The following is a 19494-nucleotide window of genomic DNA, read 5'->3' on the forward strand; positions in this document are numbered from 1 at the left end:
GGCTGTCCGGGCCGCCTCGCGGTCTCGGCGGCCTGTTCACGCCTGGCGCACGGCCTGACGCGCCATCGCGGCAATCAGGTCGGTGCGTGTGACAATGCCGGTGACGCGCCCGTGTTCGAGCACCGGCACCGCATCCACATCCCCGTCCGCCATCATGGCCAGCAAAACACCGATCGGGGTGCCCGTGGTGGCGCGCGGCCCCGCGACATTCATGATGTCACCGGCCCTGACCGGCCGTGTCCTGTCGCGGTCAAGCAGCCGTTTGAGAGCGGGCAGAAAGCCGCGATCCAGCCGCATTGCATCGTTTCGGGCCTGGTTGATCAGGTGGATTTGAAAGATCACCCCCTGAAACTGCCCGTTTCCTGCGACCACCGGGAGCGAGGTGAAGCGATGGCGTCTGAACAGGTCGGCAACCTCGGACAGGCCGGTGTCGGGACTGATCGACACCGGGTCGCGCGACATGATGTCCTCTGCGGTGAGCGGGCCTGTGCTGTGAGCCGCGGCTTGCAGCTCCGCGGCACCGATCAGCCGGGCGAGAGCTTCGACACCGAGGTTGAAAGACTGCCGATAGCGGTCGAGAATCCGGGTCAGTTCACCCTCGGACAGGCCAAGCCGTTCCAGCGGCGGGCGGTCGCCGGTGCCATGGGGGTTGGGGGCGTCGAATTGCCGGAACGGATAGCGGCGACCGGTGAGCCGCGCATAGATCGCGGCCAGGATGACAAGCGCCACCGTGCCGGCTGCGATGGGTGAGAGGGCGAACCAGAAGCCGAGCGCGTCAATCGCCTGGGGATTCATCGCGGCGGTCATCGCCACCGCCCCGGCCGGGGGATGAACCGCGCGGCACAGCATCGTCGCCGCAAGGGCGAGGCCCACCGCCAGCGCGATGCGCAATACCGGGTCGGCGATCAAGAGGCAGACGGCAACTCCCACAAGCGCGGCAACCGTGTTGCCAACGATCGCGGACCAGGGTTGTGCCAGCGGGCTGTTGGGGATCGCGAACAGCAGTACCGAGCTGGCACCGAACGGGGCCACGAGATAAAGCCCGAGGTTGAGATCGACCCCCGGCGACAACAGGAAAAGCCCGGTCAGCCCAAGGCCGGCAAGGGCACCCGCGCCCGCGCGCAGTGCTTCCAGCGGTGAAACCTGCGCCACCGCCGGTCCAAGTGATCGAAAAAATTGCACGAGTCGGGCCTTTGCAAGGAATTCGCGCAAAATTTCAGCGATTGATGCAAAGGGCAAGGCCCGCGCCCAAATAAGAACAAACGCGACCGCCCCGGCAGATCGGTAAAACGCGCGGCCCGTCCCGGGCGGGTTTTGCAAAACCGCGATGTGCCGCCTGGCCGCGGGTCACAACGCTGTAATGCCATGCGAGAGCGGCAAGCCCGCCGCGCCGGTCAGGTGCGAAGCCCCTAGAACCCCTGCGCGGCGGTCACGGCCCGTTGCCATGCGGCGTATTTTTCGGCGCGGGTGTCCGGGTTCATGGCGGGGGCAAAGCTGCGTTCGAGCGCCCATGTGCGGGCGAACCCGTCCATGTCGGGATAGAGCCCGGCGCGCTGCCCCGCCAGCCAGGCTGCCCCCATGGCGGTGGTTTCCAGTATCTCGGGCCGGTCGACCTGGGCACCGAGAATGTCCGCGAGAAACTGCATCGACCAGTCAGAGGCACTCATCCCGCCATCTACGCGCAGCGCGGTATCGCCCGAGGTGCCCCAGTCGGCCTGCATGGCCTCGAGCAGGTCGCGGGTCTGATAGCCGACGCTCTCAAGCGCGGCGCGGGCGAACTCCGCCGGCCCCGAATTGCGGCTGAGGCCGAACACCGCGCCGCGGCATTCGGCATTCCAATAGGGCGCACCAAGGCCGGTAAAGGCGGGCACCAGCACCAGGTTCTGCGCGGCATCCGCCTGTTCCGCCAGCGGCTGGGTTTCGTTTGCGGCCGCGATGATCTTCAGCCCGTCGCGCAGCCATTGCACCACCGCGCCGGCGACAAAGATCGAGCCTTCCAGCGCATAGGTCGGTTTGCCGTCCAGTTGATAGGCAATGGTGGTCAACAGCCGGTTCTGCGAGACAACGGGCGTTTCCCCGGTATTGAGCAGCGCGAAACAGCCGGTGCCATAGGTCGACTTCATCATGCCGGGCTGAAAGCAGGCCTGGCCGATGGTTGCCGCCTGCTGGTCTCCGGCGACGCCAAGGATCGGGATCGGCGCGCCGAGCAGGTCGGCCTCGGCCTGTCCGAAATCGGCGGCGCAATCGCGCACTTCGGGCAGCATCGACATCGGTACGCGCAGCATGTCGCACATGGTCTGTGACCAGCGGCCCTTGCGGATGTCATAGAGCAACGTCCGGGCGGCATTGGTGGCGTCGGTTGCATGGACCTTGCCGCCGGTCAGGTTCCAGATCAGCCAGCTGTCCACCGTGCCAAAGGCAAGCTCGCCCGACTCGGCCCGCTGCCGCGCACCGTCGACATGATCCAGTATCCACGCCACCTTGGTGCCGCTGAAATACGGGTCGAGCAACAGGCCCGTGCGTTCGGTTGCGGTGGCTTCGTGCCCCTCTGCCCGCAGGTGCTGGCAAATATCCGAGGTGCGCCGGTCCTGCCAGACGATTGCGTTATGGATCGCCTTGCCGGTGGCGCGGTCCCAGACCACGGTGGTTTCGCGTTGGTTGGTGATGCCGATGGCGGCGATGTCCGAGGCGGTTGCGCCGATCTGCGCCATCGCCGCGCGGCAGGTCGAGAGCGTCGTGCTCCACAGGTCGTTGCAATCATGCTCGACCCAGCCGCTGGCGGGGAAATGCTGGGTGAATTCTTCTTGTGCCAGGGTCGCGATCTTCAGATCCTGATCGAACAGGATCGCGCGGCTGGACGTGGTGCCCTGATCGATCGCCAGAATGAACGGCATCTGTTTTCTCCCCAAGAAATGCCCGGCGAATTCCGGACCGTTCATGCCTGATTGTCAAATGGAAAAACGAATGATGCCGGGGCCTGCGGGCCCCGGCGCGCCCGGCTTACTGCCAGGATTTGATCAGCTCATCATAGGCGATGGTCTGTGGCTCTTCGTCCTCGTTGTCGAGCTTGGCAACCGGCGAGCCGGGCTGCGCATACCAGTACTCGGGGTCCTGGGGCTCGTTCATCTTGGGGCCGATATCGCCCTGGATACCCGCGCGCTCCAGACGCTCCATGACCTTTTCCTGTGCCTCGCACAGTGCATCAAGCGCTTCCTGCGGGGTTTTGGCACCGGACATCGCGTCGCCGATATTCTGCCACCACAACTGTGCCAGCTTGGGGTAATCCGGCACGTTGGTGCCGGTGGGCGACCATGCCACCCGAGCGGGCGAGCGGTAGAATTCGACCAGACCGCCCAGCTTGGCGGCACGTTCGCTGAAGTGATCGGAATCGATGGTGGATTCACGGATGAAGGTCAGGCCGACATCCGCCTTTTTCAGATCCACCGTCTTGGAGGTGACAAACTGGGCGTAAAGCCATGCGGCCTTGGCGCGGTCCACCGGGGTGGATTTCATCAGCGTCCAGGACCCAACGTCCTGATAGCCGACCTTCTGGCCCTCCTTCCAATAGACCCCGTGCGGCGAGGGGGCCATGCGCCATTTGGGCGTGCCATCCTCGTTCATCACGGGCAAGTCGGGCAGCACCGTCGCCGCGGTAAAGGCGGTGTACCAGAACATCTGCTGGGCCACGTTGCCCTGTGCGGGGATCGGTCCGGCTTCGCTGAAGGTCATGCCGGCGGCGGCGGGCGGCGAGTATTTTTGCAGCCATTCGATCGCCTTGGTCACGGCATAAACCGCCGCCGCGTCATTGGTGGCACCGCCACGGGCGACACAAGAGCCAACCGGCTGGCTGTTCTCGTTCACCCGGATGCCCCATTCGTCAACCGGCAGGCCGTTGGGTTCGCCCACATCGCCCATACCGGCCATCGACATCCACGCATCGGTATAGCGCCAGCCAAGGCTCGGGTCCTTCTTGCCGTAATCCATGTTGCCAAAGACATCGCCATCGACGCCCATATGGCTCAGGTCGCGGCCGGTAAAGAATTCGGCGATATCCTCGTAGGCCGACCAGTTGACCGGCACGCCAAGATCATAGCCGTATTTCTCCTTGAAATCGGCCTTGTTCTTTTCGTCGTTGAACCAATCATAGCGGAACCAGTAGAGGTTCGCGAATTGCTGGTCCGGCAACTGGTACAGCTTGCCATCCGGCGCGGTGGTGAACTGGGTGCCGATGAAATCGTCCAGATCCAGCCCCGGATTGGTCACATCCGCGCCTTCGCCCGCCATCCAGTCGGTCAGGTTGCGCACCTGCTGATAGCGCCAGTGAGTGCCGATCAGGTCGCTGTCGTTGATATAGGCGTCATAGATGTTTTCGCCCGACTGCATCTGGGTTTGCAGCTTTTCCACCACGTCGCCCTCGCCGATCAGGTCATGGGTGACGGTGATGCCGGTGATCGCGGTAAAGGCCGGGGCGAGCACCTGGCTTTCGTATTCATGGGTGGTGATGGTTTCCGAAACCACCTTGATATCCATGCCGGCAAAGGGTTTGGCCGCGTCGACAAAGAACTGCATCTCGGCTTCCTGACCGGCCCGGTCCAGAACTGACACACCGGCGATCTCGTTGTCGAGAAATGCCTTGGCCGCCTCCATGTCGGCCCATGCCGGCATCGCGAGACAGGCGATCAACGCGCCCGTAGCGGTTGTTGATTTCAAGGATAAGTTCATGATTGTCCTCCCTAGACGTTATTGAACTTGATGTCGTGGGCTGCCCGGTTGAGTCCGGGCATACCGGTCGTGGCCTAGACCCAGCGAAAGACCGCCGCCGCATAGGCAAGGCAGACGATCATCGCATAGGGCTGGTTCGCACCAACCAGGCCGAGCCAGGCCAGATTGATGAAGGCAGAGCCGAGCAACGTGATGAACAGCCGGTCTCCGCGCGTGGTTTCGATCCGCAGGATCCCGACACGCGGTGTCTCGGGAAACCTGATCGCGAGGATCGTGAAGGTTATGAGTAGTGCCGCGATGACCAAGAAGAATATCGCGGTCGGCCAGGTCCATGCCATCCATGCCATGTTCAGTTCCTCCCTAGCACTGGCAATTGTTGCCAAGATCGGCGTGAGCCGGGCAATACAGCTCTTGCCGGGCGAACCCGAAACGCGTGCCCTCGAAACTGGCGACAAAACCGCCATTGCCCCAGCACCAGCGCCCCGTGCCAAGGGTTTCGCCATAGGTATCACAGCTCTTGCCCAGATATATCGTCGTGTTTGTGCCGCCAGTGCCCTGTGATTGGGCCACGGCATTGTCTGCCGTCAGAACAAAGCCGGAGGCATTGCAGTCCATCACGAAATTCACGCCATTCGCCGAGTAGGTCTGAGACATGCCGGCCTGTGCGCAAACCATGAGGGCGGCGATCGGAACAAACTTGCCCATCACACCCTCCCCAATGCAAAGCCCTTGGCGATATAGTTGCGCACGAACCAGATCACGAGGGCACCCGGCACGATGGTCAGTACCCCGGCCGCCGCCAGAACGCCCCAGTCGATCCCCGCCGCGCCCTGTGTCCGGGTCATGATCGCCGCGATGGGTTTGGCATCAACGGTGGTCAGTGTGCGCGACAGCAACAGCTCGACCCAGGAGAACATGAAGCAGAAGAACGCCGCAACCCCGATGCCACTGGCCACCAGGGGCATGAAGATCTTCACAAAGAACCGGCCAAAGCTGTAGCCATCCAGATAGGCGGTTTCGTCGATTTCCTTGGGCACGCCGCGCATGAACCCTTCGAGGATCCACACCGCCAGCGGCACGTTGAAAAGGCAATGCGCCAGCGCCACCGCGATATGCGTGTCAAAGAGACCGACCGAGGAATAGAGCTGAAAGAACGGTAGCGCGAAAACCGCGGGCGGCGCCATCCGGTTGGTCAGCAGCCAGAAGAACAGGTGCTTGTCACCCATGAAGCTATAGCGCGAAAACGCATAGGCGGCGGGCAGGGCGACGGTCAGGCTGATCACCGTGTTCATCACCACGTAGATCAGCGAGTTGATATATCCCTTGTACCACGCCGGATCGGTCAGGATCGTGGCATAATTCGCCAGCGTCAGGTCGCTGGGCCAGAGGGTAAAGCTGTTGAGGATCTCGGTGTTGGTCTTGAGGCTCATGTTCAAGAGCCAATAGATCGGCAACAAGAGGAACAGCAGGTAGAGCGTCATCACCACGGCGCGGCCATTGATCGGCAGCTTGCGGACGGGGCGGCTGGTTGCATTGGTCATCGCTTAGCCCCCTTGCCGGTCAAGATTGGTCATGACGGTATAGAATACCCAGGAAATCAACAGGATCACCAGGAAATACATGATCGAGAATGCCGCCGCCGGGCCCAGGTCGAACTGGCCAAGTGCCATTTTCACAAGGTCGATCGACAGCAGCGTCGTGGCGTTGCCGGGCCCGCCGCCGGTCACGACAAAGGGTTCGGTATAGATCATGAAACTGTCCATGAAGCGCAGCAGGATCGCGATCATCAGAACCCCCATCATCTTGGGCAGCTCGATAAAGCGGAACACTTTCCAGCGGCTCGCCTGATCGATCTTGGCGGCCTGGTAATAGGCGTCGGGGATCGATTTCAGCCCGGCATAGGCCAGCAGCGCCACCAGCGAGGTCCAGTGCCAGACATCCATCACGATGACGGTGATCCAGGCGGCCAGCGTATCCTGCGTGTAGTTATAGGAAATCCCGAGCGCATCCAGCGTGTAACCCAGAAGGCCGATATCCACCCGGCCAAAGATCTGCCAGATGGTGCCCACCACGTTCCACGGGATCAGCAGGGGCAGCGACATCAGCACGAGGCAGAAGCTGGCCCAGAACCCGCCCTTGGGCATGTTGAGCGCCACGAAAATGCCCAGCGGGATTTCGATGATCAGGATGATCGCCGAGAACATCAACTGACGGCCCAGGGCATCCCACATGCGTTCCGATGCCAGCATCTCTTCGAACCATTCCAGCCCGGCCCAGAAGAACTGGTTGTTGCCGAACGTGTCCTGCACCGAGTAGTTCACCACCGTCATCAGCGGGATCACCGCGGAAAACGCCACCAGCACCAGCACCGGAAGCACCAGGAACCATGCCTTGTGGTTGACGGTCTTTTCCATCACGCAGCCTCCCCTTGCGGTTTCACGCGCCAGTCATTGGCATAGACATTCACATGCGCCGCATCGAAGGTGACGCGGTTCATGTCGGCGCTGACGGCATCGTCTTCGCCCGCGATAATGTTGATCTCGTTCCCGAACAGGTCGGCGCGGATGATCTTGTGCCGGCCCACATCCTCGATCCGGCGCACCGAAACCGGCAGGCCCTCGGCGCGGGTCAGGCGCGCGAATTCCGGGCGCACGCCGATCTCGACCTTGCCGTCGAGCGGCCCGTACCCGCCCGCCAGCGCAACTTCGGCGCCGTCGATGATGGCGCGGTTTCCGGCCACCTGCGCCGGGATCACATTCATGCCGGGCGAGCCGATGAAATAGCCGACAAAGGTATGTTCGGGCGTCTGGAACAATTCGTCGGGTGTACCGATCTGAACCACGCGCCCGTCATACATCACCACCACCTTGTCGGCGAAGGTCAGCGCCTCGGTCTGGTCATGGGTCACATAGATCATGGTGTGGCCGAAATCGTGGTGCAGCTGTTTGAGCTGGGTGCGCAATTCCCATTTCATATGCGGGTCGATCACGGTCAGCGGTTCGTCGAACAACAGAGCGTTCACGTCCTTGCGCACCATGCCGCGCCCCAGGCTGATCTTTTGCTTGGCATCCGCCGTCAGCCCGCGCGCCTTGCGATCCAGCCAGTCCTCCATGCCGATCATGCGGGCGATTTCCTGAACGCGTTCGGCCACATAGGTCTCGTCGCGCCCACGGTTGCGCAGCGGAAAGGCCAGGTTGTCACGCACGGTCATCGTGTCATAGACCACCGGAAACTGGAAAACCTGCGCGATGTTGCGTTCGGCGGTGGGGGCATGTGTCACGTCCTGGTCGTCAAACAGGATGCGGCCCTGGCTGGGCTGGAGCAGCCCCGAGATGATGTTGAGCAATGTCGATTTGCCACATCCCGACGCGCCAAGCAGGGCATAGGCCGCGCCGTCATCCCAGTCGTGGTTCAGCTCTTTTAGCGCAAAGTCATCTTCGCCCTTGGGATTGGGCAGGTAGGAATGCGCGAGATTGTCGAGCGTGATCTTGGCCATGTCCGCTCCTCCTCAGGCTGCCAGCGCATAGGCGGCGGGTGCGATCAGCGTGCCGTCTTCGCCAAAGATGTAAACGTGGCGCGGGTCCAGGAACACGGTCAGCGCCTCGCCCAATGCCAGGTCATGAACCCCGTGGATCAACCCGACCCAGCGTTCGCCGTGGTGATCAAGGTGGATAAAGGTCTCCGACCCGGTGAGCTCGGTAACGCCCAGCCGGGTGACGAATTGCAACGCATCTTCCGCGTGTTTGCTGATCTCCAGGTGGTTCGGGCGGAACCCGGCGGTATAGCGGCCATCCGGCAGGTCGGCGAGCTTGCCCATCGCGGGGGCGCTTTGCCCGTCGCCGAATTTCAGTTCGGCCCCGGATTTGGTGATGGCAAGGAAGTTCATCGGCGGGTCGGAAAACACCCGCGCGGTCGTGGCGTCAACCGGCTGGCGATACACTTGTGGAGTGGCACCGAATTGCGTCACGCGCCCTTCCCACAGCGTCGCGGTATTGCCGCCCAGCAACAGCGCCTCTTCCGGTTCGGTCGTCGCATAGACAAAGATCGCGCCCGAGGCTTCGAAGATGCGCGGGATCTCGATCCGCAATTCTTCGCGCAGCTTGTAGTCGAGATTGGCCAGCGGTTCGTCAAGCAGCACCAGGCCGGCATTCTTGACCAGCGCCCGCGCCAGGGCACAGCGTTGCTGTTGGCCGCCGGACAGTTCGAGCGGCTTGCGCTCAAGCTGTGGTGTCAGCTGCATGAGTTCCGCCGTGTCGCGCACCCGCCGGTCGATCTCGGCGCGGTCCAGCCCCAGGAGCTTCATCGGCGAGGCAATGTTGTCATAGACGCTCATCGACGGGTAGTTGATGAATTGCTGATAGACCATCGCCACCTTGCGATCCTGCACCCGTTGGCCGGTGACATCTTTGCCGTGCCACAGGATGCTGCCGGTGGCCGGAACGTCCAGCCCCGCCATCAGGCGCATCAGCGATGTCTTGCCCGACAGGGTCGGACCCAGCAGCACGTTCATTGTGCCGCCTTCCAGCATCAGGTCGGTCGGGTGAATATGGGTCTGCCCCCCGACCGTCTTTGAAACGCCCCTGAGTTCAAGCGTCATTGGCGGGCTCCCTCTGCTTGGTCACGGGGTTGGTCCGTGCCGGCCTGTGCGGTCATCCAGTTGTCGATCGCCGTGACCTGTTCGGCGCTCAGCCGCAGGCCCAGCTTGCTGCGACGCCAGACCACGTCTTCGGCGGTATGTGCGAATTCCTGTTTCATCAACCACGTCACTTCGGCCTCGGTCAATGTCGCGCCGAAATCGCGGCCCAGATCGTCCGCGGTTTTGGATGTGCCCAGGACAAAGCGCGCCTCGGTCCCATAGGCCCGAACCAGCCGCCGCGCCCAGAATTCGCCAAGATAGGGATAGGCCATTTTCAGGTCCGCCACCTGGGTTTCAAACCCATCCACGGGAAAATCGCCACCGGGCAGCGGGGCGCCGGCGGTCCAGGGGGCCGCCAGCCCGCCCAACTGGGCACCGATCTTGTCCATCGCGCTTTCGGCGAGACGGCGATAGGTGGTGATCTTGCCGCCGAATATGTTCAGCACCGGCGCGCCGTTTGCGTCAACCTTGAGTGTATAGTCACGGGTCGCCGCCGTGGCGCTGCTGGCACCGTCATCATAAAGCGGGCGCACGCCGGAATAGCTCCAGACGATATCCGCATCGCCGATATCCTGTTTGAAATACTGGTTGGCGAAATCGATCAGGTATTGCCGCTCCTGGGGCGTGCATTCAGGTTGGGTATCCGGGTCGTGATGTTCCGCGTCGGTGGTGCCGATCAGGGTGAAATCGGTCTCGTAGGGGATCGCGAAGATGATCCGCCCGTCGGTGCCCTGAAAGAAATAGCATTTGTCATGGTCATACAGCCGGCGGGTCACGATATGTGAGCCACGCACCAGCCGCACCCCTTCGGACGAGTTCAGCCGCACGGTATTCTGGATCAGCTTGCCGACCCAGGGGCCCCCCGCATTGACCAGCATCCTTGCGCGATGTTCGCGGGTCTCGCCCGTCCGGGTGTCTTGCGTGTCGATGCGCCAGATGTCGCCCTCGCGCGTGGCAGAGATCACCTGTGTGCGGGTCATGATCCGGGCCCCGCGCGCCGCCGCGTCGCGGGCATTCAGAACCACCAGCCGCGAATCCTCGACCCAGCAATCGGAATATTCGAACGCCTTTTCAAAGCGATCATCCAGCGGCGCGCCTTCGGGACTGCCGCGCAGCTTCAGCGAGCTTGCCCCGGGGAGGATTTCGCGCCCGCCGAGCGTGTCATACATGAACAGCCCCAGCCGGATCAGCCAGCGCGGCCGCCGCCCGCGCATCCATGGCATCACGAGGCTGAGCAGGCGCGAGGTCGGGGTTTCCGATTCAAAGCGCATGTCCTGATGGTACGGAATGACAAAGCGCATCGGCCAGCTGATATGCGGCATGGCCCGCAACAGCGTTTCCCGTTCGATCAGCGCCTCGCGCACAAGGCGGAACTCGAAATATTCGAGATAGCGCAACCCGCCGTGAAACAGCTTGGTCGATGCCGACGAAGTGGCGCTTGCCAGATCATTCATCTCGGCGAGCGTCACGGCAAGGCCGCGCCCCGCCGCGTCGCGCGCAATGCCGCACCCATTGATGCCCCCGCCGATGATGAAAAGGTCGGTCACATTGGTGTTCTGCTGATCCGCCAAACGTCCCTCCCATGGCGCAAGCCGTGGCTGAATCTATGCCAAACACTTTGCGTTTCGGCAACAGGGTATTTTCGTTTTTGTTCGTTTTTTCCTAAGCCTCTGAATTTCCAAGAAATCCCCGTGCGCGTTGCGAAATACCGGGGAATAAAAGGGATAAATCGCAGAAAACCCTCCGCGAATCCGGCGGGGCGGGTGGGGATCCGAGAAGCAAACTTGCCAGCGTGCCGAAATGATGCCACCATAAGCGAGCATAAACGAAAACGAACATGTCGCAAACTTTTCGCCACCCGGAAATCATCGAAATCGCCCGCCGCGATGGCAAGGTCACCGTCGAGGGGCTGGCGACGCATTTTGACGTGACGCTGCAAACCATTCGCCGCGACCTGACCGAGTTGGCCGAGGCCGGGCGGCTGGAGCGGGTTCACGGCGGCGCGGTTCTGCCCTCGGGCACCCACAATATTGGATATGAAGAACGCCGTTCGCTGAACGCGCCGGTCAAGAGGGCCATCGCAAATGCCTGTGCGGCGCAGGTGCCGGACGATATTTCGCTGTTCCTGAATATCGGGACCAGCACCGAAGCCGTGGCGCGGGCGCTGCGCGATCACCACAACCTGATGGTCGTCACCAACAACATGAACGTCGCCAATATCCTGGCCAACACCCCCGATTGCGAGGTCATCGTTACCGGCGGCAGCCTGCGCCGTTCGGATGGCGGGCTGGTCGGCAACCTGGCCGCCGATACCATCCGGCAATTCAAGTTCGATCTTGCGGTGATCGGATGCTCGGCGCTGGATCGTGACGGCGATCTGCTGGATTTCGACATCCAGGAAGTCGCGGTCAGCCAGGCGATCCTGCGCCAGTCACGGCGCACCTTTCTCGTGGCGGATCACTCCAAGTTCACCCGCAGCGCCCCGGCCCGTATTGCATCGCTGGCCGAGATCGACATGTTTTTTACCGACAAGCCGCTGCTGCCGGAGCTTGCCGCGAATTGCGAGGCCTGGAACACCAGGGTCGTGTTGCCAAAGGGGCGTTAGCCCTCGGATCACGGCTGTGCCAGACAGTCCTGCAATCGTCGTTTCTGCCGCTCGTGCGGGTCGAAATTCGCGGGGTCGAGCCAGCGTTGATACCCGGCCCTGAGCGCGGGCCAGTCGCCATCGAGGATCGCGAACCATGCGGTATCGCGGTTCTTGCCCTTGACGATCATGTGCTGGCGAAACACACCCTCGGCGGCAAAACCAAAGCGCAGCGCCGCCGCCTTGGAGGGCAGGTTGTCATTGTTGCATTTCCATTCGAACCGGCGATAGCCGAGATCGTCGAACACGTGCTGCATGAACAGAAACAGGGCCTCTGTCGCGCCGCGCCTTCGGGACAGGTCGGGGCCCCAATAGATATTGCCGATCTCGATCACACCGTTGCCGGCGTCGATGCGCATCAGGGTTTGCCGCCCCACCGCCCGCCCGGTCGCGCGGTCGATCACCGCAAAGAACAGCGGATCGCTACTCGTTTCGGCCTGCTCTGCCCAGCCCAGAAAGCCGGCTTCATCCTGCGGTGGATATTCCGGCAGCCAGCGAAACCGCTCCTCGGCATCCGCAACATGCGCCGCCTGAAACAGGTCGCGACCATGGCGCGCCGTCTCCAGCGGTTCGAGACGGACATATTGCCCTTCGATGGCCCGCCGTTCCGGCAGGGGGCGGGGGGTCCATGTGTTCAGGTCACGGGTCACGTTCGGTTCCTTGCTGGCGATGCGGTCTTGCGGGTATCAACACCTGTTTGCATCCTGACGGCAAGGGCGTGCGGCGCAAATCGTCAGATCCCTATGGCCCGACCGATTTCCACCCGGCCTCGGCGAGGGCATGCCCGTAGGAAGGCGCGACGCGCATCTGCTCGGTAATGCCTTTTTGCGCCAATATCGCATGCATCCGTTTCAACCGCCAGCAGGGCACATGCATCACGAGGTGATGTTCCAGGTGGTAATTCACCCAATAGGGCGCAACGAACAGCCGGGCGATCGGTCCGGCCAGTGTCGTGCGGGTGTTTTGCAGCGGGTTGTCCGAGCGTTCCGTCGCACCATGTTCCGCGATGTTGCGCAGCCGCAGGACAAACTGGAACCATGTCAGATAGGGCAGAAGCCAGAAGGCCAGCCCCCACCACCAGTCTCCGATGGCACCGAACAGGAGGATAACCCCAAGGAAGACCGGCAGCGATTTGAACAGGTCGCGAGCCTTGAACGCCTGCGCGAAATCGGCCGATGCCGCCTGAACCGCGTCGTCGTCACCGGCCAGCCGGATCGACATCATGATCTGGGCCATCAATTGCTTGTAGCCGGTCTGGCCGGTCAAATCCCGGATGAACTTGCGTTGCAACGATGCCCGCGTGGTCGGGAACTTGGAGGACAACACAAGGTCCGGATCCTTGTCGGTCTGGGTAAAGCGATGATGGGTCAGGTGATAATGCCGATAGGCGCCAAGTTCGGCGAGGATGGGCCGTCCGCAGAGCCACTCGCCCACGGCATCGTTCAGGCGTCGGGACCGGAACAGGGCGTTATGCGCCGCTTCGTGCATCAGGATGGCAAGCCCCAGCTGCCGCGACCCGATGATCGTGACGGCCAGAACAAAGGTCAGCGGGTTGGGCCAGACCCCGAACAGCCCAAGCGCCAATGCAATCGTGCCCCAGCAATGGATGACGAGCCAACCCCCCATGATGTCCGAGCGCGCCGCGAGGGGGCGGATTTCATCGGTGCTCAGATAGGCTTTTCCCGGTGTCATTGCAGGTTCCTCCTGCATTACCGTCCCAGATCGCGCCACGCCCTGTCAAACTGAGCGCGGCGTCACATGCTCCTGGCGCCAGTCGAAAAAGCCCGCGCCGGCCTTGGCGAGCAGTTCATTGGCCATTTCGCGGCCCATCCCTGCCCCGTCTGCGATGGCACAGCTGCGTTCGTCATGAAGCCGTTCCGACCCGTCCGGGCGCAGAATTTCGCCGCGCAGTCGCAGCGTATCGCCCTCAAGTTCGGCCAGCCCGGCAATCGGGGTTTCGCAAGAACCGTCAAGTGCCGCGAGAAAGGCCCGTTCTGCGGCCAGGCGCTGTCCGGTGGGGGTGTCGTGAATCGCCGCCAACATCTCGGCGGTGCGGGCGTCCAGACTGCGCCGTTCGATGCCGATCGCCCCCTGCGCCACGGCGGGCAGCATCGCGTCCACGGGGATCGGCGTGGCGGGTACATCGTCGCGCCGCAACCGGTTGAGCCCGGCCATCGCCAGAAAGGTGCAATCGGCCACCCCATCGTCGAGCTTGCGCAGGCGCGTCTGTACGTTGCCGCGAAACTCGACCACGTTCAGGTCGGGCCGCCGGTTCAGGATCTGCGCCTTGCGCCGCAGGCTGGAAGTGCCGACGGTTGCGCCGGGTTCGAGCGCGTCAATCGCGGATTTCGTCGGGGAAACAAAGGCATCGCGCACATCTTCGCGCGGCAGGTAGGTGTCGAGGATCAGGCCCGCGGGCTGCTCGACCGGCATGTCTTTCATGGAATGCACCGCGATGTCGATGCGCCCCTGCAAAAGATCATCCTCGATTTCGCGGGTGAACAGCCCCTTGCCGCCGATTTCCTTGAGCGGCCTGTCCTGCACCGCGTCGCCGGTGGTCTTGATCACCACGATCTGGAAGGCCTCTTGTGGCAGATCAAAGGCCGCGGCCAGCCGGTCGCGGGTTTCATGGGCCTGGGCGAGCGCCAGCGGCGAACCACGGGTGCCAATTCGCAACGGAGCGTCGGGCGTGGGGAGAAGCAATGTCATGCCCCCTCTTTAGTCGCGTCATTTTGGCCTTACAAGCGGTCGGGCTTGACATTGCCGCCCCCAGAAAGGACGCATGGCGGAACGGAACCGGGAGACCAGCATGGGCGAGACCAAGAAGCTGTTGCGCGCTTTGGCGGGCGAAACACAGGCGGTGCCGCCGATCTGGATGATGCGCCAGGCGGGGCGCTATCTGCCGGAATACCGCGCCACCCGCGCCGAGGCCGGGGATTTCCTGTCGCTCTGTTACAACAGCGAACTGGCGGCCGAGGTCACGTTGCAACCGATCCGTCGCTATGGCTTTGACGCGGCGATCCTGTTTGCCGATATCCTGCTGGTGCCACAGGCGCTTGGCGCGGATCTGTGGTTTGTCACGGGCGAGGGGCCGCGCCTGTCCACGGTGACGACACAGGGCGATTTCGACGCGCTGAAACCGGCGGATGCGATCCATGACACGCTGGCCCCGGTCTATGATACGCTGCGCATCCTGACCGGCGCGTTGCCGTCCGACACCACGCTGATCGGTTTTGCCGGAGCCCCGTGGACGGTGGCGACCTATATGATCGCTGGTCGCGGCACGCCCGATCAGGGGCCGGCCCATGCGCTGCGCGAGGAAAACAACGCCCTGTTCGAGGCGCTGCTGGACCGGATCACCGAAGCCACGATCGATTACCTGTCGATGCAGATCGAGGCGGGGGCCGAGGTGATCAAGATTTTCGACAGCTGGGCCGGGTCACTACACGGCGCGGCGTTTGACAAATACGCGGTCGAGCCCTGTCGCCGCATCACCGCCGCGCTCAAACAGAAGCACCCGGATGTTCCCATCATCGGGTTCCCGCGCGAGGCCGGCGAGAGATACGTGGGCTTTGCCCGGACCACCGGCGTCGATTGCGTGGCTCTGGACAATTCCGTTGACCCCGCATGGGCCGCCGCCAATGTACAGGTTGATGGCTGTGTGCAGGGCAATCTCGCCTCGTCGCACATGGTGAGCGGCGGTCAGGCGCTGATCGATGACACGCGGGCGATCGTGCGGGCGTTCTCCGGCGGGCCGCACATTTTCAACCTCGGCCACGGCATCACCCCGGACGCCGATCCGGACAACGTGCAGCTGATGATCGACACGGTGCGTGCCCCCGCGCGTGACTGAAGCGCGCCGGTTATTCCGGCGTTTCGCCTGACCCCTCGCCATGCGCCAACCCGGCCTGCTGGCGCCGGTGATCGCTCAGGTGCTGCGCAGCCAGCCGTCTTGCATGTGGATATCGTCCAACTCGGCGAACCGGCGCACGCGGTCGAGCTCGGCCATCAGCCGCCCGGTACGGGCCGATGACCAACGCACACCGCGCTCGGGCCAGAGCGCGGTGACGCACAGGTTCCGGCGGTCGCGTTGCGCCTTGACGTCGATCCGCCCGACCAGCCGGTCGCCTTCGAGCAGCGGAAACACGTAATACCCGTATTTGCGCTTGCTCGCGGGAACGAAAACTTCGATGCGATAGTGAAATCCGAACAGCCGCTCGGTGCGGTCGCGGTTGCGCAGGGCCGGGTCAAACGGGCTCAGGATCCGCATCCGGCCCGGCGGGTTGGGGGCCCGACCGGCGCTGTCCATAATATCCGGCCGGGCCAGGCAGCGGCGCGGTTTGCCATCATGCCCTTCGATCTCGACCGGGAGCAGAGTGCCGCGCCTGACCGCCTCGTCACACCAGCGTCGCGCCTCATCCGCGCGCACCGTGTCCCAGAAGGCGGCGATTTCCCCCGATGTGGCAAAGCCAAGCCGGTCGATTGCCGCGTGACACAGCCAATCGATGGTCTCGTCCGGGTCCGGGCCTTGCGGGGCGGTGTCGATGACCCGCTCGGTCAGCTCATAGCGTTTCTGGAAACCGTCGCGCCCGATCACCGTGAGCGCCCCACTGCGCCACAGGTATTCCAGCGCGGTCTTGGACGGATGCCAGTCCCACCAGCCGCCGCTGCCTTTTTTCTCGTCCTTGCCGACATCCGCAGAACAGACCGGCCCATGGTCGCGGATATGGTCCAGAACGGTCTTGAACTGCTGTTCGAACCCGTCCCGCCGTCCGTTGCGCCATTGCCGCTTCAACCGGTCGGCATCGCGCCGAAAGCGCAGCTGCCAATGCGGGTAGAATTCCATCGGAATGACGGCGGCATCGTGGGTCCAGTGCTCGAACAGCATCCGGTCACGCTCGTACAGCCGCTTCAGGTTCCCGGGCCGATAGGTCGGACGCCGCGCGAAAAGGATCATGTCATGGGCGCGGGCCAGGGTGTTGATGCTGTCCAGTTGAACAAAGCCAAGCCGGTGGATCAGCCTGTGCAGATCGCGCCCCCTGGCCGGGCCGGCGGGTTGCTCGGCAAGCGCGTGCCGGTCAAGAAACAGCCGGCGCGCCGCCCGGTTGCCGAGCCTTGGTATGCTCATCGCCGTTTGAGCGTGTCGCCATATGCGATGGTCGGGGTCAGCGTGACATTGCCGCCATGTCCGCCCTCGGGATCGGCAAGGCGATCCGCGATGATCTTGGCCGCTGTCCGGCCGATCTCAAGCCGGCAGGCATCCATGGTTGCCAGCTTGCGCGGCAGGCCCTGCAACAGCTCGACACCGTTGAACCCGGCCAGCCCGATTTGTCCGGGCACGTCGATCCCTTGTTCCAGCAAGTACAGCAACCCACCCGCGCCGATCATATCGTTGGAGTAATACAAAAAATCCAGTTCCGGCGTGCGTTCCAGCATCTCTTGCGTCATCTCGCGCCCCTTTGCGAGTGCCGAGCCGCCGGAGTAAAAGGCCCGGTCCTCGATCTCGACACCGTTCTTGGCCAGCACCTCGGTAAAGCCCTCGAACCGCTTGCGCGCGCGATGATCGAGCGGCATCTTGGTGCCCATAAAGCCGATATGCTCGTACCCGGCCTTCAGTATCGCGCTTGCCATTTCCCGCCCGGCACGGCGATGGGAAATGCCGACCATCGCATCAACCGGCACCCCGTCGGTATCCATGATCTCGACCACCGGGATTCCGGCGGCCCGCAACATGGCGCGGCTGGCATCCGAATGCTCAAGCCCGGCGATGATCACCCCCGAAGGCCGCCAGGACAACATCTCGTACAGGACGCGCTCTTCCTTTTCCGGCAGGTAGTCGCTGACGCCGACAACCGGTTGCAACTCGGTATCTTCCAGCACCTGGTTGATGCCGGTCAGGACCTCGGGGAATACCATGTTCGAAAGCGACGGAATGATGACCGCGACCAGGTTGACGCGACTGGAGGCAAGCGCCCCCGCGATCTTGTTCGGGACATAGCCAAGCTCCTTGGCCGCCGCCAGAACCCGGCCCCGGGTCGCGTCCGACACGTCCCCCCGGTTGCGCAGCACGCGGCTGACCGTCATTTCGGATACGCCGGATGCTTCGGAAACATCGCGCAGCGTCAGGGGGCGTTTGGAATCTAGCGACAAGGGCGTAACTTTCTATATGACCTACACCGATGTTATCGCGAACATGGCTTCGGGATCAACTCTGTGCCAAACCCCATGACAATCCCTTTCAGCCGGGCTATGAGAAGCACAAGGCCCCGTGGCTCAACTGGATAGAGCAGCCCCCTCCTAAGGGGCAGGTTGCAGGTTCGAATCCTGCCGGGGTCGCCAAAAACACCTGAAAAATATGGCTTATTTGCAAGGCATTGTGCAGAAGCGTGCAGAAACGCCCGTTTCGATTTCTGGCGAATTCCCCGAAAACGACCGAAATCTCGTACAAAACCTGTACAAAATTCGCACGTACGCGCGGTTTTTGGGGCGTGCTCATGAGTTGGCGGGTCGCAAACGCTTGCGCAGAACGGAAGTTCGGGAGTGCGACGCGCAAGCAGATCATCATGTTCTTGGCGGACAAGGCCTCGGACGATGGGTCAGGCATCTGGTGTTCGAAGGGGACAATCCAGCGGCATACTGAACTGGGCGAGACCACGGTCAAACGGACGATCCGGGACTTCCTGAAGGAGGGCATCCTGGTCGAGACTGGGGCGCGGGGCTGCAAGAACGGGTTCACGGTCGTTTACCGGATCGACCTGGCGCGGATCGAAGCTTTGGAACTCACTGCTGAACCCGATATCGAGACGGGGGCCACAGTGGACCCCGTCCAGACTGGACCCGGAACGGGGGCCACAGTGGCCGGGGTACCGGGGCCACCACGGCCCCCAAACCATCCTAAAACCATCCATAAACCTCCTACGCGCGAGCGCGTGGCGGTGGAGGACGAAGAAGCTGAGAAGGTGTTGGCGGCCTACCCACCGGACAGAGTCCGGGGGAAGGCTGAGTGTCTCAGTCGGATCAGGGAAGCCTTGGACGCCGGGACGGAGGCCGAGGACTTGTTGCAGGCCGTGAAGACCTACGCCACGGAGAGCGCGGGTTTCACCCGGTCGAAGGTCTGTTTTTCCGACAACTGGTTCAAGTCTGGGCGATGGCGCGCCTATGTCGAGGACATCGCCAAGGGACGAGAAGAGACGAAGGCGAAGGAGGCTGAGATGTTGGCAGGCTTGGCGAACTGGGTCACAGACAAGCATCCGCTGTGTCGACACATCACACCCGGCCAGGTCGACGCACTCTTGGCCGCTGAGCTGGTGACACGAGACCAAATCCAGGCGGCAGGCCTCAGAGCATGACCAGCACCGGACCGACCGAAGCGCAAACAGCAAGGCGACCCATGTCATACGCTGGCGCTGCTGACACGGGACCTTGCGAGGGGCGGCAAGCCTCCCCTTCGAACCCCACCGGCGCGGGCAAAGCCCCCGCCAAAGAGCCGCTG

General features: G+C 62.9%; 18 protein-coding genes and 1 tRNA gene. 4 read left to right on the forward strand and 15 right to left on the reverse strand.

Annotation, left to right across the window (positions count from 1 at the left end; genetic code table 11):
- Positions 1 to 36: 36 nt before the first annotated feature.
- The 10 genes from ACP15R_RS16390 to glpD all read right to left on the reverse strand — a co-directional run bounded on the left by ACP15R_RS16390 (position 37) and on the right by glpD (position 10929).
- Positions 37 to 1182 carry an HPP family protein gene (locus ACP15R_RS16390; RefSeq protein WP_424987542.1) on the reverse strand — a complete coding sequence of 382 codons (1146 nt, stop codon included), beginning with the start codon at positions 1180 to 1182 and terminating at the stop codon, positions 37 to 39.
- Between the two features lie 227 nt (positions 1183 to 1409).
- Positions 1410 to 2894 carry a glycerol kinase GlpK gene (gene glpK, locus ACP15R_RS16395; RefSeq protein ID WP_424987543.1) on the reverse strand — a complete coding sequence of 495 codons (1485 nt, stop codon included), beginning with the start codon at positions 2892 to 2894 and terminating at the stop codon, positions 1410 to 1412.
- A 106-nt stretch (positions 2895 to 3000) separates the two neighbouring features.
- Positions 3001 to 4722, reverse strand: coding sequence for an extracellular solute-binding protein (locus ACP15R_RS16400; protein WP_424987544.1), 1722 nt, complete (start codon positions 4720 to 4722; stop codon positions 3001 to 3003).
- A gap of 74 nt (positions 4723 to 4796) precedes the next feature.
- Positions 4797 to 5069 carry a DUF2160 domain-containing protein gene (locus ACP15R_RS16405; RefSeq protein ID WP_424987545.1) on the reverse strand — a complete coding sequence of 91 codons (273 nt, stop codon included), beginning with the start codon at positions 5067 to 5069 and terminating at the stop codon, positions 4797 to 4799.
- Between the two features lie 13 nt (positions 5070 to 5082).
- Positions 5083 to 5427 carry a hypothetical protein gene (locus tag ACP15R_RS16410; protein ID WP_424987546.1) on the reverse strand — a complete coding sequence of 115 codons (345 nt, stop codon included), beginning with the start codon at positions 5425 to 5427 and terminating at the stop codon, positions 5083 to 5085.
- Positions 5427 to 6203 (reverse strand): carbohydrate ABC transporter permease, encoded by a 777-nt coding sequence (locus tag ACP15R_RS16415; protein WP_424987565.1) that lies wholly within the window; start codon positions 6201 to 6203, stop codon positions 5427 to 5429. The genes ACP15R_RS16410 and ACP15R_RS16415 overlap by 1 nt, the downstream gene beginning before the upstream one ends.
- A gap of 63 nt (positions 6204 to 6266) precedes the next feature.
- Positions 6267 to 7136: a carbohydrate ABC transporter permease gene (locus tag ACP15R_RS16420; protein ID WP_424987547.1), complete on the reverse strand. Its 870-nt coding sequence runs from the start codon at positions 7134 to 7136 to the stop codon at positions 6267 to 6269.
- Positions 7136 to 8218 (reverse strand): ABC transporter ATP-binding protein, encoded by a 1083-nt coding sequence (locus ACP15R_RS16425; RefSeq protein ID WP_424987548.1) that lies wholly within the window; start codon positions 8216 to 8218, stop codon positions 7136 to 7138. The genes ACP15R_RS16420 and ACP15R_RS16425 overlap by 1 nt, the downstream gene beginning before the upstream one ends.
- A gap of 12 nt (positions 8219 to 8230) precedes the next feature.
- Positions 8231 to 9319, reverse strand: a complete 1089-nt coding sequence (locus ACP15R_RS16430) for an ABC transporter ATP-binding protein (RefSeq protein ID WP_424987550.1) — start codon at positions 9317 to 9319, stop codon at positions 8231 to 8233.
- Positions 9316 to 10929 carry a glycerol-3-phosphate dehydrogenase gene (gene glpD, locus ACP15R_RS16435; RefSeq protein WP_424987551.1) on the reverse strand — a complete coding sequence of 538 codons (1614 nt, stop codon included), beginning with the start codon at positions 10927 to 10929 and terminating at the stop codon, positions 9316 to 9318. The genes ACP15R_RS16430 and glpD overlap by 4 nt, the downstream gene beginning before the upstream one ends.
- A 266-nt stretch (positions 10930 to 11195) precedes the next feature.
- Between glpD and ACP15R_RS16440 the strand changes: the two genes are divergently transcribed.
- The gene (locus ACP15R_RS16440) at positions 11196 to 11963 is read left to right on the forward strand and encodes a DeoR/GlpR family DNA-binding transcription regulator (RefSeq protein WP_424987552.1); all 768 of its coding nucleotides are present in this window, start codon (positions 11196 to 11198) and stop codon (positions 11961 to 11963) included.
- An 8-nt stretch (positions 11964 to 11971) separates the two neighbouring features.
- Here the strand turns inward: ACP15R_RS16440 and ACP15R_RS16445 are convergent, their stop codons facing one another.
- From ACP15R_RS16445 to hemC, 3 genes are all read right to left on the reverse strand, one after another.
- On the reverse strand, positions 11972 to 12652 hold the full coding sequence (locus tag ACP15R_RS16445) for a GNAT family N-acetyltransferase (protein WP_424987553.1): 681 nt from the start codon (positions 12650 to 12652) through the stop codon (positions 11972 to 11974).
- Positions 12653 to 12743: 91 nt separating this feature from the next.
- Positions 12744 to 13694, reverse strand: a complete 951-nt coding sequence (locus ACP15R_RS16450; protein ID WP_424987554.1) for a fatty acid desaturase family protein — start codon at positions 13692 to 13694, stop codon at positions 12744 to 12746.
- Positions 13695 to 13739: 45 nt separating this feature from the next.
- Positions 13740 to 14711: a hydroxymethylbilane synthase gene (gene hemC / locus ACP15R_RS16455; RefSeq protein WP_424987555.1), complete on the reverse strand. Its 972-nt coding sequence runs from the start codon at positions 14709 to 14711 to the stop codon at positions 13740 to 13742.
- Between the two features lie 100 nt (positions 14712 to 14811).
- Here hemC and hemE point away from each other — a divergent pair, with 100 nt between their 5' ends.
- A complete protein-coding gene (gene hemE / locus ACP15R_RS16460) occupies positions 14812 to 15855 on the forward strand; it encodes a uroporphyrinogen decarboxylase (protein WP_424987556.1) in 1044 nt (347 codons plus the stop codon).
- A 75-nt stretch (positions 15856 to 15930) separates the two neighbouring features.
- Here the strand turns inward: hemE and ACP15R_RS16465 are convergent, their stop codons facing one another.
- Positions 15931 to 17130, reverse strand: a complete 1200-nt coding sequence (locus ACP15R_RS16465) for a winged helix-turn-helix domain-containing protein (RefSeq protein WP_424987557.1) — start codon at positions 17128 to 17130, stop codon at positions 15931 to 15933.
- Positions 17127 to 18152, reverse strand: a complete 1026-nt coding sequence (locus tag ACP15R_RS16470; RefSeq protein WP_424987558.1) for a LacI family DNA-binding transcriptional regulator — start codon at positions 18150 to 18152, stop codon at positions 17127 to 17129. The genes ACP15R_RS16465 and ACP15R_RS16470 overlap by 4 nt, the downstream gene beginning before the upstream one ends.
- A 112-nt stretch (positions 18153 to 18264) precedes the next feature.
- On the opposite strand from ACP15R_RS16470, the gene ACP15R_RS16475 reads away from it, so the two are divergent.
- A tRNA-Arg gene (locus ACP15R_RS16475) sits at positions 18265 to 18341 on the forward strand.
- A 224-nt stretch (positions 18342 to 18565) separates the two neighbouring features.
- Positions 18566 to 19351 (forward strand): hypothetical protein, encoded by a 786-nt coding sequence (locus ACP15R_RS16480; protein WP_424987559.1) that lies wholly within the window; start codon positions 18566 to 18568, stop codon positions 19349 to 19351.
- Positions 19352 to 19494 lie beyond the last annotated feature (143 nt).

The sequence above is a fragment of the Microbulbifer sp. S227A genome (assembly GCF_049800935.1).